The organism is Bradyrhizobium sp. SZCCHNR1098 (assembly GCF_032489375.1).
Taxonomy (GTDB): Bacteria; Pseudomonadota; Alphaproteobacteria; order Rhizobiales; family Xanthobacteraceae; genus Bradyrhizobium.
On record NZ_JAUEXY010000015.1, the window covers coordinates 185,444 to 198,352 of the forward strand.

The 12,909-nt window shown below is 66.0% G+C and carries 10 protein-coding genes; 5 read left to right on the forward strand and 5 right to left on the reverse strand.

All coding sequences use genetic code 11. The features are described from left to right. The first annotated feature begins 64 nt into the window (after nucleotides 1–64). Together QX135_RS27840 and QX135_RS27845 are read left to right on the forward strand one after the other, a co-directional pair. A complete protein-coding gene (locus QX135_RS27840) occupies nucleotides 65–1,312 on the forward strand; it encodes a multidrug effflux MFS transporter (RefSeq protein ID WP_315771655.1) in 1,248 nt (415 codons plus the stop codon). A gap of 271 nt (nucleotides 1,313–1,583) precedes the next feature. Beyond that, nucleotides 1,584–2,366: a sulfite exporter TauE/SafE family protein gene (locus QX135_RS27845; protein ID WP_315778652.1), complete on the forward strand. Its 783-nt coding sequence runs from the start codon at nucleotides 1,584–1,586 to the stop codon at nucleotides 2,364–2,366. A 272-nt stretch (nucleotides 2,367–2,638) separates the two neighbouring features. On the opposite strand, the gene QX135_RS27850 is transcribed toward QX135_RS27845, so the two are convergent. Further along, nucleotides 2,639–4,438, reverse strand: a complete 1,800-nt coding sequence (locus tag QX135_RS27850) for a ShlB/FhaC/HecB family hemolysin secretion/activation protein (RefSeq protein WP_316178688.1) — start codon at nucleotides 4,436–4,438, stop codon at nucleotides 2,639–2,641. 127 nt (nucleotides 4,439–4,565) lie between these two features. Between QX135_RS27850 and QX135_RS27855 the strand changes: the two genes are divergently transcribed. Further along, nucleotides 4,566–5,825, forward strand: coding sequence for a FecR family protein (locus QX135_RS27855; protein ID WP_316178686.1), 1,260 nt, complete (start codon nucleotides 4,566–4,568; stop codon nucleotides 5,823–5,825). Nucleotides 5,826–5,973: 148 nt separating this feature from the next. Beyond that, nucleotides 5,974–8,742 carry an EAL domain-containing protein gene (locus QX135_RS27860; RefSeq protein WP_316178684.1) on the forward strand — a complete coding sequence of 923 codons (2,769 nt, stop codon included), beginning with the start codon at nucleotides 5,974–5,976 and terminating at the stop codon, nucleotides 8,740–8,742. 36 nt (nucleotides 8,743–8,778) lie between these two features. Here QX135_RS27860 and QX135_RS27865 read toward each other — a convergent pair whose 3' ends face one another. The 4 genes from QX135_RS27865 to QX135_RS27880 form a co-directional block, all read right to left on the reverse strand. Next, complete coding sequence (locus QX135_RS27865) at nucleotides 8,779–9,705, reverse strand: polyphosphate kinase 2 family protein (protein ID WP_315736918.1); 927 nt, start codon at nucleotides 9,703–9,705, stop codon at nucleotides 8,779–8,781. Continuing rightward, nucleotides 9,702–10,418 carry an NUDIX hydrolase gene (locus tag QX135_RS27870; protein WP_315771662.1) on the reverse strand — a complete coding sequence of 239 codons (717 nt, stop codon included), beginning with the start codon at nucleotides 10,416–10,418 and terminating at the stop codon, nucleotides 9,702–9,704. Before QX135_RS27870 ends, QX135_RS27865 begins: the two co-directional genes overlap by 4 nt. Before the next feature lie 4 nt (nucleotides 10,419–10,422). Continuing rightward, nucleotides 10,423–11,436, reverse strand: coding sequence for an ABC transporter substrate-binding protein (locus QX135_RS27875; RefSeq protein ID WP_315778658.1), 1,014 nt, complete (start codon nucleotides 11,434–11,436; stop codon nucleotides 10,423–10,425). 221 nt (nucleotides 11,437–11,657) lie between these two features. Further along, nucleotides 11,658–12,443, reverse strand: a complete 786-nt coding sequence (locus QX135_RS27880) for an ABC transporter permease (RefSeq protein ID WP_315756344.1) — start codon at nucleotides 12,441–12,443, stop codon at nucleotides 11,658–11,660. A 62-nt stretch (nucleotides 12,444–12,505) separates the two neighbouring features. Here QX135_RS27880 and QX135_RS27885 point away from each other — a divergent pair. Beyond that, a partial coding sequence (locus tag QX135_RS27885; RefSeq protein WP_316234378.1) for an SAF domain-containing protein occupies nucleotides 12,506–12,909 on the forward strand: 404 nt, incomplete at its 3' end.

Consider the following 12,909-nt stretch of genomic DNA (forward strand, 5'->3'; position numbering starts at 1 on the left):
CAGCAAAGCCGATACGTATGGGTGCCCATTTCCGCATTTCCCTACACCATGGAAGGCCCGCGCCTTGGCTGATACCAGTGCCGACACCATCGAGATCGTCCGTCACCGGCCGATGGGCTTCACCGAATTCGTCATCGTGGTCGCGGCGATCATGGCGCTCAATCCGCTGGCGATGGACATGATGCTGCCGGCGCTGCCGAACATCGGCGCCTCATTCCACATCGACGTCGCCAACCGGCTGCAGACCGTGCTGTCGGCGTTCGTCATCGGCTTCGGCCTCGGTCAGTTCGTCATCGGCCCACTGTCCGACAGCTTCGGCCGGCGCCCGGTGCTGATCGGCGGCATGGTGCTGTACGCGGTCGCCAGCCTGTTCGCGATCGCCGCCCCGTCGTTCGAGCTGCTGCTGCTGGCGCGCGCGCTCGAAGGCCTCGGCACCGCGGCGACGCGGGTGATTGCGACCTCGATCGTGCGCGACTGCTATGCCGGCCGCCGCATGGCGAGCGTGGTCTCGCTGGCGATGATGGTGTTCATCGCCATCCCCGTGATCGCACCGTCGTTCGGGCAGGCGGTGATGCTGCTGACGCAGTGGCGTGGCATCTTCGTGGTGCTGACCTTGTACGGCATCGTCGCGCTGCTGTGGACCGCGGTGCGGCTGCCCGAGACGCTGCCCGAGAGCGAGCGCAAGCCGTTCTCGATCGCCGCGATCACCGCCGCCTTCCGCAACACCCTCACCAACCGCCAGACGCTGGGCTATGCGCTCGCGGCCAGCGGCATCTTCGGCGCCATCCTCGGCTATGTCCTGTCCTCGCAGCAGCTATTCACCGGCGTCTATCATCTCGGCCACTACTTCCCGCTCGCCTTCGCGGCGATCGCGGTGACCATTGCCGTGGCCGGCTTCCTCAATGCCCGCCTCGTCGGACGGCTCGGCATGCGCATGATCTCGCACGGCGCGCTGGTCGGCAGCGTCGTCATCGCACTGGCATGCTTCAGCGCGGCCGTTCTCGGCATGCTGCCGCTGTGGCTGTTCATGCTGCTGTCGGCCGGCATGATGTTTACGTTCGGCCTGATGTTCGCGAACTTCACCGCCCTGGCGATGGAGCCGCAGCGGGCGAATGCCGGCACCGCGTCCTCGCTCTACGGCTCGATCACGACCCTGCTCGGCATGGCCGCCGGCGCCGTCGTCGGTCAGGCCTTCGACGGCACCGCGCTGCCCTTCGCCGCAGGCTTCCTGGCCTGCACGTCGAGCGCGCTCGTCATCGTGCTGATCACCGAGAAGGGCCGGCTGTTCCACGGCTCCGGCAAACCGGTCTAGATCTGATGCGGCCACCGCAGTCGCGATGCCAACTTCTTCGGCGCGGCGGCTGCGCACGCAAGGGCAGCTCCCGGGCCTCGACCGCAAGCAGGCAGCAGCGGGACCGATAGGCCGCTTTTGTACTGAAGCTGACATTTACAAATGACCGAGTTCTGGACTAGGGTTCCTGAGCCCCACGCCCTGCCGTAAGCAGGCGTGAAGCCAGCCGCAGCGACGGATCACGGGCAAGTATTGTTCAGGCCGCCCTGCGCGCCCATGCCCACGTGTTCCAGTGCGAAACAAACCAGTCGCTTTCGGCGCTGGCGCTGCAATCGGCGCGCTAGGCGGTCTAATCGGCCTCGGCGGCGCGGAGTTCAGGCTGCCGCTGCTGATCAGCCTATTTCGTTTCCGAGGCCTCGAAGCCGTCATCTTGAACAAGGCCACTAGCCTGATTGTGGTCGCGGCCGCGCTAGCGTTCCGTGCCCGTACAGTGCCCTTTGCCGAGATCGGCGAACATTGGTCAATCATCGCGAACCTTCTCGCCGGCAGCCTTGTCGGGGCGTATGTCGGTGCTTCATGGGCTACGCGCCTGAAATCGGAAACACTCTACAAAATCATTGCAACGCTGCTGGTTGTTATAGCTGGCGTGCTGTTGTTCGTTCATGACGCTTCTGCCGGGGCTACCGCGCCGTTCGCCGGCTGGCGCCTGGTTGCCGCTGGCGTAGTGGCAGGTTTCATTATCGGCGTGATCGCTTCGCTGCTAGGCGTAGCCGGAGGTGAGTTTCTTATTCCCACGCTGATCCTGCTGTTCGGCCTTGATGTAAAGCTGGCGGGAAGCCTTTCGTTGGCAGTCAGCCTTCCGACGATGCTTGTCGGATTTGCGCGTTACAGCCGAGATCAGAGCTTCGTCGTGGTCCGAGACAATGCGTCATTCATGCTGGCAATGGCTGCCGGTTCTATCGTTGGCGCCTTTGTTGGCGGCCTGCTACTTGGCGTCGTCCCGAGTGCCATCCTCCTGCCGACGCTCGCCGCAATACTGTTGATTTCGGCGGTGAAGGTATGGCGACATGAGTAGGAATGGCACATCTGCTGTCAGCCCGAAGCAGAAGAATTCAGCGTTCTTGAGACTTCGCCGCCCGAGCATACCAATGTGCTCCCAGCGCCTCGACGAAGCTGTCATCGACGATATGGACGAGGTCTCGCCGATCTCGCAGTACGCGCCATCCAAGGCAATGAACCATCGCGACAGCCAGCGCGTGAGTTGGTCGGCTGCAGCGGTTGCCATAGCATTCGGTCCTCTCCCAATGGGAGAAGTGGACCTCTGCTGCCGCACCAAGCGCGCAGTTCTCAGATGCAGGGGCCCTGGCCGCGCTGCGGGCACAGCTTCAGCACGCTCGACAGCGTCAACAGCAGACGCGCGCTGCGCGTCGAATTGTCGGGTGCGCGGTAGCCGAGCGGCACGGCGACGCCGAGATCGGCGCGCCAGTCGTTCGGGAAGGTGAAGCGCACCCCGGCGCCCGCCGAGGTCAGCGCCACGCCGTCGGACGGCCGGAAGCCGTCGTTCCAGGCGAGCCCGGCATCGAAGAAGCCGTAGAGCTGATAGCTCGTGAGATACTGCCAGTTCGGCTTCTGCTCGAAGCGGACCTCGAACGTGCCGGCAACGCCATTGTCGCCGCTGATCTCGGCGCTGCCATAGCCGCGGCCATAGGCGAGGCCGCCAAGATAGAACTGCTGCGAATTGTACAGCGGACCCGACGCAAGCTGGCCGGCGGCCGCGAGCTTCAGCGACCACGCCTCGGACAAGGTCTGATAGCGCGCGAACCAGCCGCTGAAGACCGAGAAGCTCGGCGAGGCGCCCGCGCGCGAGGCGAGTGGATCGTCGAGCCGCGTCGCGCCGAACGCGTTCAGTCCCTGCCGATAGGCCAGCGTGAGATAGCTGTCGCCGCCGACATCATCCTTCCAGCGGTAGTCGGCGGTGAAGGTCAGCGTCCGGATGCGATCGCGATACCAGATGCCGAACAGGTCTCGCTCGGTCACGTCGCTGAAGGCGGCCGCGAGATTGAGCTTCAGCGAGGCACGCTGCGACTGGATCGGCGCGAGGCCGCCGCGCAGCTCGAGCGTCTCGGTCACGGTGTTGTCGTTGAACAGCCGTCTCCAGTCGCCCGGTCGCACCTCGCTATACAGCGCGGAAGCGCCGATATGCGCCCCGTCGGTGCCGACCGGCACGTCGTAGGACAGCCGGCCGAACGCGAGCTGGCGCGGATCTGCCGGCGTCGTCGACATGTTGGCCGTGAGCGTGTCGCCCGGCAGCAGATAGGAGTTGAAGGCGGCGGTAGCATAGCTCTGCCACGGGCCCACCGTCGACGATCCCAGATTGTCGATACCGGCATAGCCATAGACGTGCCAGGTCTGCAGCTCGATCACCAGGCGGAACCGGCCGGTGGTGCCGCCGATCTCTTCCAAGGAGGAATCAACCAGACGGACGCCGCCGCGGCCGTTGATCAGCAGCAACTGCCGCTCCAGGGTCTCGAGCCGGGACGGCTGCTCCGCCAGCACGGGGCCAAGCATCGGCCTGATGCCGAACTCTTCCGCGCCGGCGCCCTTCAAGGCCACTTCGGTGATGCTGCCTTCGACGATCTGGATCCGCACCCGGCCATCGCGGATGTCCTGCGGCGGGATGATCGCACGGCTGAGATGATAGCCGGCGGTGCGATACTGATCGCTGATCGCTGTCGCGATCGCAGCGAGGTCGGCCTGCGACACCGGCTTGCCGAGATAGGGCTGATAGCTCGCGGCGAGCTGCTCGGCAGGCAGCGCGGACGCCCCCGTCAGGGTGACGGCGCGCATGGTAAACAAGGGCTTGCGATCGCCGCCGCCCTGGGTCGCGAATTGCGGCGCCCGCGGCCGCGGCGGTGCCGGTTGCGTTGAGCGCGACTGCTGCTCGTCGAAATATCGCTCGGTCTGCCGCGGATCGAAGCTCGGTTGGCTGACCTGCTGCGCGTGGGCCGTCGCTGCAAACACCGCCGCCGACAGCGAAATGCCGGCGGCAAGCGCGGCTCCATGCAGCCGTCGCGAGGCGTGCGGTATGATGGCCCTGTCGCGCCAACCCGCAGCCCTTCCAGTTCGCTCAACACAACCAGCGCGCATGCCTCGTTTTTAGTTTGTTAAGGTCAATGAAGCGTAAATGCGGGAAGCAAACACGGCTGCAACTCCTAAGGGTCTCTTGAAACATTTCGATTAGTTTCAAAAGCCGCCAACGACGCGAGTTCGTGCCATGTCCTTCAAGCGCTTCCTGATACCGGCGTTAGTCGCCGCGTGCCTTTTCGGTGCAACGCCGGCCGCATTCGCGGCCGACGGTGAGCCGTGGCTGGTGAGCAAATCGTCCGGTGAGGTCTGGGTCACCACCCAGGGCGCAGCGCAGGTGTCGCTCGGTCGCGAGGACCCGCTGAAGCCAGGCGATACGATCCGCACCGGGCCGACCGGCCGCGTCCGGCTGACACGCGGCGCCGAGACGATCGTCATCGCGCCGAACTCCGAAGTCGGCCTGCCCGCCGCGCCCAAGGACGGCATGGCGACGACCATCCTGCAGCGCGCCGGCTCGATCCTGCTCGACGTCGAGAAGCGCAATGTCCAACATTTCGAGGTCGAGACGCCCTATCTCGCCGCCGTCGTGAAGGGCACGCAGTTCAGCGTCACGATCTCAGGCCGCAGCACCAAGGTCGAGGTCAGCCGCGGCCAGGTGCAGGTGTCGGATTTCAAGACCGGCCAGATCGCCCAGGTGATGCCCGGCCAGGCCGCCACCGCCTTTGCGACCGGCCGCTCCGGCCTCAGCCTGTCCGGCGCCGGCACCTTCAGCCCGATCGAGCACGGTCGCCCGCGCGCCTCCACGATCGATCGCGTTCCGGTGCCGCGCGACGGCCTGCATCCGCCGCGCGAAGCGAAGGGGAGCGTGATCCACGCACTGAACGCCAACGGCTCGGGCGCAACGGTCGTCGCACAGCAGCATTCTGCAACGGGCCTCGGCGGCACGAAGCCGGGTGTCGTGCGGATCTCGTCATCGATCGGCGAGGTCAACCTGAACATCCAGAGGGCGACGCGCGGCCTCGCCCATGGCGCCCACACGCCGAGCGCCGGTGCAGGACGAAGTACCGCCTGGAATGATGCGCGCGGCAACAGCGGCAATGCGACGAACAACTCGGCCACCGCGAGCGGCACGTCGGGAGATTCCTCGATCGCAGCCGCCGTCACCGCAGCGATCGGCTCACCGAGCGGCTCCGCCAGCGCCAATGCCGCCAGCAATGGCAACGGCGGCAACGGCAACAACAATGGCGGCAGTGGCAGCGGCAACAACGGCCAAGGCAACAACAGCCACAGCAACAACGGTAACGGCAACGGCGGTAACGGCAACGGCGGTAACGGAAACAGCAGCAACGGAAACAGCGGTAGCGGCAACGGCAACGGCAATAGCGACGACCATGGCAATGGCAGCCACGGCAACGGCAATGCCCACGCCTACGGTCACAACAAGAACTGAGGATCCGCCATCGAGCTTCACGCCGGCATGCGTGGTCATGGGGGAGCGCAAGCCAGCACGATTCCTGATGGCTCTGCGGTCGGAGTGGGATGAGATTGGGATCGCGAAAGCGGGCGTCGACGTGGCACGCAGTCATTGGGGAGAGGGCATGTTCAGGCGGTTCATGCCGCATATTCTGGTGGTCGTTGCGCTGCTGACGGTCGGCCTGTCAGGCGGCCACGAGCTGTTGAGCCAAGCTCTCGTCGATCTGCGCTTCCGCCTCGACAACCGCCCTGCCAGCGGCGAGATCGCGGTGGTCGCGATCGACCCGCGCTCGATCGAAGCCATCGGCGTTTGGCCGTGGCCGCGGACCCAGTATGCGCACCTGCTGGAGCAGTTGCAGCGCGCCGGTGTCCGCGACGTCGCCTTCGACGTCGATTTCAGCACGCCGTCCGACGCGGCCGGCGATCAGGCCTTCCTGAACGCGCTGCAGAATGCCAAGAGCTCGGTCGTGCTGCCGGTCTTCAGGCAGCTCGATGCGGCGGGGAAGGAAACCGCCATTCACCTCAACCGACCGCTGCCACAGTTCGAGCAGCTCGCATGGTCGGCCTTCGTGAACATCGAGGTGGCACGCGACGGTCGCGTCAGAAGCTACGCTTTCGGCGAAAATGATGAGACCGGCGGCGCGAAGACCTACCTGCAGTCCATGGGAGCGTTCCTCGCCGGAAGCGATGCGGTCAAGCACAGCTCGTTCCTGGTCGACTACGGCATCGATCCATCGTCCCTGCCGAGGGTGTCGTATGTCGACGTCGTCCGCGGCGACGCGGCGGCGCTGGCCAAGCTCAAGGACAAGCGGGTGATCGTCGGCGCGACCGCCATCGAGCTCGGTGACTACTACAGCGTGCCGAACGGCCGCGTTCTGCCCGGCGTCATGCTGCAGGCGCTGGCGGCCGAGTCCATCATTCAGCACCGCACCCTGCTCTCGACATCGACGACGGCCACCATGGCCGGCCTGCTGCTGATCGTCATCATCATGCTGGCGAGCTGGCGGCAGCTCTCGGCGGCGCGGCGCGCGCTGCTGATCGCCATGATCAGCGTCCTGATCGAGGCCGCGGCGCTGCTGCTGCACGACCGCTATGCCCTGGTGCTCGACACCTCGCTGCTGCAGATCGCGCTGGTCGCCTATCTCGCGGCAACGGCCCTCGACGAGATCGGCTTCCGCGGCCTGCTACGGCACGTTGCCGAGAGCCGCTTCGAGCGAATCGCGATGTCGATCGGCGACGGGCTTGTCTGCACCGACCGGGACCGGCGGATCACGGTGTGGAATCCGGGCGCCGTCGCGATCTTCGGCTACGGTGCCGACGAGATCATCGGCCAGCCCTTCGCGCGCCTGCGCGCCGACGGCAGCGACACGCATGACCTGTTTCCGCAGCAGGAGGCGGCGCTGCCGGCGACGTTGCTGCCCGGCGGATCCACGATCGAGTTCGACGGCCGTCGCAAGGACGGCGAGGTGTTTCCGGTCGAGGCGAGCTTCTCCGCCTGGCAGGGCGCCGACGGCCTGCAATACGGCGTGATCCTGCGCGACATCTCGGTGCGCAAGCGCGAGGCCGAGCGCATCCGCTACCTCGCCGAGCACGACACGCTGACCGCGCTGATCAACCGCAACACGCTGCAGAGCGAGCTCGCCGCCATGATCGAGACCGCGGATGCCGCGTCCGACCGCGTGGCGCTGCTGGTGATCGGGCTCGATGCGTTCCAGCGCATCAACGACATGCTCGGCCACGCCTTCGGCGACAGCGTCTTGCGCGCGGCGGCCGAGCGGCTCCGCACCGAGATCGGCAACATGGGCCGCGTCGCCCGGCTCAGCGGCGACGAGTTCGCCGTCGCCATTCCCTGCTCCGCCATCGGCGGCACCGTGGCCGAGCTCGCCGACCATCTGTCGCAGCTGTTCGAGGCGCCGCTGGACGCGGGCACGCGTCAGCAGCGCGTCAAGGTCACCCTCGGCGTCGCCGTGCATCCCGAGGGCGGGCACTCGGCAGACGAGTTGCTCAGCAACGCGCACCTCGCCCTCTGTCGCGCCAAGATGGACCGGCCGGGCAGCCATGTGCTGTTCGAGAGCGCCATCCGCCGCGAGCTCGAGCAGCGATTGACGCTGGAGGCCGAGCTTGCGCTCGCCGTCGAGCGGAACGAATTCGAGCTGTTCTACCAGCCGCAAGTGGAGCTGTTGAACGGCCGCGTGATCGGCGCCGAGGCGCTGATCCGCTGGCGTCATCCGACGCGCGGCCTCGTGCCTCCTGGTGATTTCATTCCGGTCGTCAACACCTCGCATCTGTCCGAGGCGGTTGCGACCTGGGTCATGGCCACCGCCTGCCGGCAGGCGCGGCAATGGCAGCTCGCCGGCCACGACATCCGCGTCGGCGTCAACCTGTCGCCGTCCCAGTTCCAGTCCGGCGACCTCGCCGCCTTCGTCAGCAAGCTGCTCACGTCGACCGGCCTGTCGCCGCGCCTGCTCGAGCTCGAAGTCACCGAGGACATCCTGCTGCACGACGAACCCGGCGTGCTGCAGACGTTCAACCGGCTGCAGGCGCTCGGCGTCAGCCTGGTGTTCGACGATTTCGGCACCGGCTATGCGAGCCTGAGCTACCTGAAGAAATTCCCGCTCGATGGCCTGAAGATCGACCGCTCCTTCGTGCGTGACGTGCTGACCCAGGCCGACGACGCGGCCATCGTCGGCTCGACGGTCAGCCTCAGCAAGCAGCTCGGCCTGTCCGTGATCGCCGAGGGCATCGAGAACGAGGCGACGGCGGAGTTCCTGCTGCGGCTCGGCTGCGAGCAGGGACAGGGCTATCACTTCGGCAAGCCGATGCCGGCCACCGATTTCGAGCGTCGATTCCTGGTGGCGGGCGACGCCGACCGGCGGCAGGCCGGCGCGGCGTGAGGCAATGCCGGGTGATTGCGGCTTTGGCTTCGCGTCTCAGCCGCCGCCCTTCTTGCCGCCCTTGCCTTCGCTCTCCAGCGCCTTCCGCACCGCCTTGAACTCCTCGCGCGAGGCGGCATCGACGCGCGGAAAATGCAGATCCAGGCTTTCCAGCGCGGCGACGATGGTCGAGCCGATGACGACACGGGCGAACCATTTGTGGTCGGCCGGAACGACGTGCCACGGCGCATAGGGCGTCGAGGTGTGGCGCACGATGTCCTGATAGACCGCCTGGTAGCGGGGCCACTTGGCGCGCTCGGTGATGTCCCCCATCGAGAACTTCCAGTTCTTCGCCGGCTCCTCCAGCCGGTCGAGAAAGCGCGCGCGCTGCTCCTCCTTGGAGATGTTGAAGAAGAACTTCAGGATCACGGTGCCGTTGCGCGACAAGTAACGCTCGAAAGCGGAGATGTCCTCGAAGCGCTCGCGCCAGATGTTCTTGGTGACGAGCCTCGGCGGCAGCTTCTCGGCCTTGAGGATCTCCGGATGCACGCGCGTGACCAGGCATTCCTCGTAGTAGGAACGGTTGAAGATGCCGATGCGGCCGCGCTCGGGGAGCGCGATGGCGCTGCGCCACATGAAATCGTGATCGAGCTCCTTCGAGGTCGGCTGCTTGAACGAGGTGACCTCGCAGCCCTGCGGATTGACGCCCTCGAAGATGCTCTTGATGGCGCTGTCCTTGCCCGAGGCATCCATGCCCTGCAGCAGCACCAGCACCGACCAGCGGTCCTGCGCGTACAGCTTCTCCTGGAAATCAGAGAGGCGCTGGCGGTTCTGCTCGATGATCGCCTCGCCCTGCTCCTTGTCGAGACCGCCCTTGACCTTGGTCTTGTGCGATTTGAGGTGAAATCTGTGCCCGCCATCGATCCGGAACGGCGAGATGAAACCATCGAGCTCATCGGCCAGCGTGCGCGGTTTCTTGCTCATGAGGACGGCTCTCCGGGGCTGAATTGCGTTTCGAGGAAGGCGGTCACGAAGCGCGGCATCGCCGCAGTCAGATCGCTCCTGCTTCGAACCAGCCGGATCGAGCAGAGTTCCGGCTCGTCCTGGGCCGCGAGATTGGCCTCGATGCGGCGCTGCAGAGCCTCGCCCATGTCGGAGGCGTCGAGCACGCGCATGAGCGCGATCGACGCGCCGGTCACGACACAGTCCCAATGCGCCGCGGCCTGATAGTCCGATGGCGCGAGCCCGGTCTCCTCCTCGACCTCCCGCGCGACGTTGGCGGCGAGATCGAGCACGCCGTTGTTGACGTCGGCGAGATCCGGCGTGCCGGCGGGAAAATACAGCCGGCCGGCATTGGCCGTATGCACGCCCATCTCGCCGAGCACGAAGGCGCCGTCGGCGGCACGCAGCGCGCCCATGCCGAAGCCGTTGAAGGCGGAGCGATCCGGAAAGCCCCAGTCGCGCCACGCCAGCAGGCTGGCGAAATCGGTCTCGAAATAGCTCGCTTCGAACAGGCCGTCCGCGAAGCGCGGGTTGCGCCCTAGCAGCACGCGGCCGTTCCATAGGCCCGGCTTGGCGCGCCGGCATTCGGCGAAATGCGCCGCGATGTCGTCGCGGCGCTGTTTCGCGAACGGCCACTCCCACGGCTCGACCTTGAGGTCGAGCGCGGTGACGCGGTGGATGACGACCTCGGTCATCCCCCTACTTCGTGCCCTTCGCCTGTTCGACGAACTTGTTGGTGAAGGTCTTGCTGACGTCGACATTGGCCTTGGCGACGTCGGGCGAACCGGTGCTGAACACCGCGAGCACGGCGTCGGCGCCCTTCGGGTCCATCTTGCCGGTCTGCGAGTACATCGGGATGGTGTTCTTCAGCGCCGCGAGATAGAGCGCCTTGTCCTTGCCGACCAGCTCCTCCGGCATCTTCGCCATGATCTCCTCCGGCGTATGCGAATGGATCCAGCCCAGCGTCGCCACGATGGCGTTGGTCAGCGCCTGCGTCTCCTTGTCATGGCCGGCAATCCAGGCCGCCGTCGAGTACAGCGCGCCGCCGGGATATTCACCGCCGAACACCTCCAGCGTATCGTGCTGGGTACGGGTATCGCTGAGGATCTTGAGATCCGGATGCTTGCCCTGCAGCACGGTGACCGAGGGATCGAGCATCACGGCCGCATCGATCTGGCCCTGCTCCATCGCGGCCACGGCGGTCGCGCCGAGACCGACGCCGATCACGGCCGTGCCCGACGGATCGAGGCCGTTCTTCTTCAGCATGTATTTCAGGAAGAAGTCGGTCGAGGAGCCCGGCGCGCTGACGCCGACCTTCTTGCCGGCGAGATCCTTGACCGAGCTGATCTCCTTGTTGTGCGACGGCGCCACGACGAGCACGAGCCCGGGATAGCGGTCATAGACCACGAAGGACTGCATCTCCTGCTTCTTGGCGGCGAGATTGACGCAATGGTCGAAATAGCCGGAGACGACGTCGGCGCTGCCGCCAAGCACCGCCTTCAGCGCATCCGAGCCGCCCTTGAGGTCGACCAGCTCGACCTCGAGCCCGGCCTTCTCATATTCGCCAAGCTGCTTGGCCAGCACGGTCGGCAGATAGCACAGGCAGGCGCCGCCCCCGATTGCGATCGTGACCTTGGTGGCGGCGCTGGCGAGACCGGTGCTTAGCGTCAGCGCCAGCAGCGCGCCGGTGACCTGGCCCAACATCTTGTTCATTGATTTCCTCCGTTCATGTTATCGGTCAGATTAGGCGTGTGTGCTGTGAATGAGAAGGCCGCCCCGAATTGCCGCTGTCGTCCCGGCGAACGCCGGGACCCATACCGCGTGATGTCGCGGTTGGAGAAGACTGGTCATCGCGCATGCCACAAACGACGTCCTGTGGTTGGGTCCCCGCATTCGCGGGGACGACAGCGGTGGGCATGGCGGCACCGCGCCCCTCATCGCCCATCCGCCGCATCCGGGCGCCACACCAGCAGCCGACGCTCCACCAGCGTGACACAGATGTCGATCAGGATGACGAACGCCGACAGCACGAACATGCCGGCAAATACGCCGGCGACGTCGAAGATGCCTTCGGCCTGCTGGATCAGATAGCCGAGGCCGGCCGCGGAGCCGAGATATTCGCCGACGACAGCGCCGACGACGGCGAAGCCCACCGACGTGTGCAGCGACGAAAACATCCACGACAGCGCCGACGGCCAATAGACGTGGCGCATCAGTTGCCGCTCGCTCATGCCGAGCATGCGGGCATTGTCGCGCACCACGGTCGAGACCTCCTTGACGCCCTGATAGACGTTGAAGAACACGATGAAGAACACCAGCGTCACGCCGAGCGCGACCTTGGACCAGATGCCGAGGCCGAGCCACAGCGTGAAGATCGGCGCCAGCACCACGCGCGGCAGCGCATTTGCCATCTTGACGTAGGGGTCGAACACCGCGGCCACCAGCGGCTTGCGCGCGAACCAGAAGCCGACCAGCACGCCGCCGAGCGAGCCGATCGCGAACGCCAGGATCGACTCCCACAGCGTGATCGCGAGGTGCTTCCAGATCGCGCCGGTGGCGAACCATTTGACGACCTGCGCGAACACGTCGACCGGGTTGGAGAAGAAGAATGGCGGAAGCCAGATGCGTCCAAACACGGGCACGGTGGCGAGCAGTTGCCACAGCGCAATCGCGATGATCGCGACGAGCAATTGCAGCGCGAGCAGACCGAGACGCGACATCACGCTGCCTCGCTGTGCGAGGAAAATACGAAGCCGCAAGCGCCGCTCCGCTCCCTCCCCCCTTGTGGGGGAGGGCTGGGGAGGGGGGTACTCCAACCAACAGTCTTTCCGGGGTACCCCCCTCCCCTTTCGGCCTGCCTGCCGGCACCAAATTTCCCGATGGCCTGACGCTGAGGAACTTCGTCCCGCAGGGCCACAAGACCGCACTGGTCGACATCGCCGAGGGCGCGCCGATCGTCCGCTACGGCGAGATCATCGGCTATGCGAAGTCGCCGATCGCATCCGGCGAATGGGTGGACGAGGCTCGCATCGACATGCCTGAGGCCCCTGCCCTCGATCAGCTCGAAATCTCCACCGCGGTGCCGGCGCCAATGCCGCCGCTCGAAGGCTACACCTTCGAAGGCTATCGCAATCGCGACGGCTCGGTCGGCACCCGCAACGTGCTGGGCATCTCGACCTCGGTCCA

Bases quoted from the DNA above. Each gene is read 5' to 3' on its own strand.
- QX135_RS27850 (WP_316178688.1), bottom strand. From the start codon at position 4,438: ATGCGCGCTGGTTGTGTTGAGCGAACTGGAAGGGCTGCGGGTTGGCGC.
- QX135_RS27855 (WP_316178686.1), top strand. From the start codon at position 4,566: ATGTCCTTCAAGCGCTTCCTGATACCGGCGTTAGTCGCCGCGTGCCTT.
- QX135_RS27860 (WP_316178684.1), top strand. From the start codon at position 5,974: ATGTTCAGGCGGTTCATGCCGCATATTCTGGTGGTCGTTGCGCTGCTG.
- QX135_RS27865 (WP_315736918.1), bottom strand. From the start codon at position 9,705: ATGAGCAAGAAACCGCGCACGCTGGCCGATGAGCTCGATGGTTTCATC.
- QX135_RS27870 (WP_315771662.1), bottom strand. From the start codon at position 10,418: ATGACCGAGGTCGTCATCCACCGCGTCACCGCGCTCGACCTCAAGGTC.
- QX135_RS27875 (WP_315778658.1), bottom strand. From the start codon at position 11,436: ATGAACAAGATGTTGGGCCAGGTCACCGGCGCGCTGCTGGCGCTGACG.
- QX135_RS27880 (WP_315756344.1), bottom strand. From the start codon at position 12,443: ATGTCGCGTCTCGGTCTGCTCGCGCTGCAATTGCTCGTCGCGATCATC.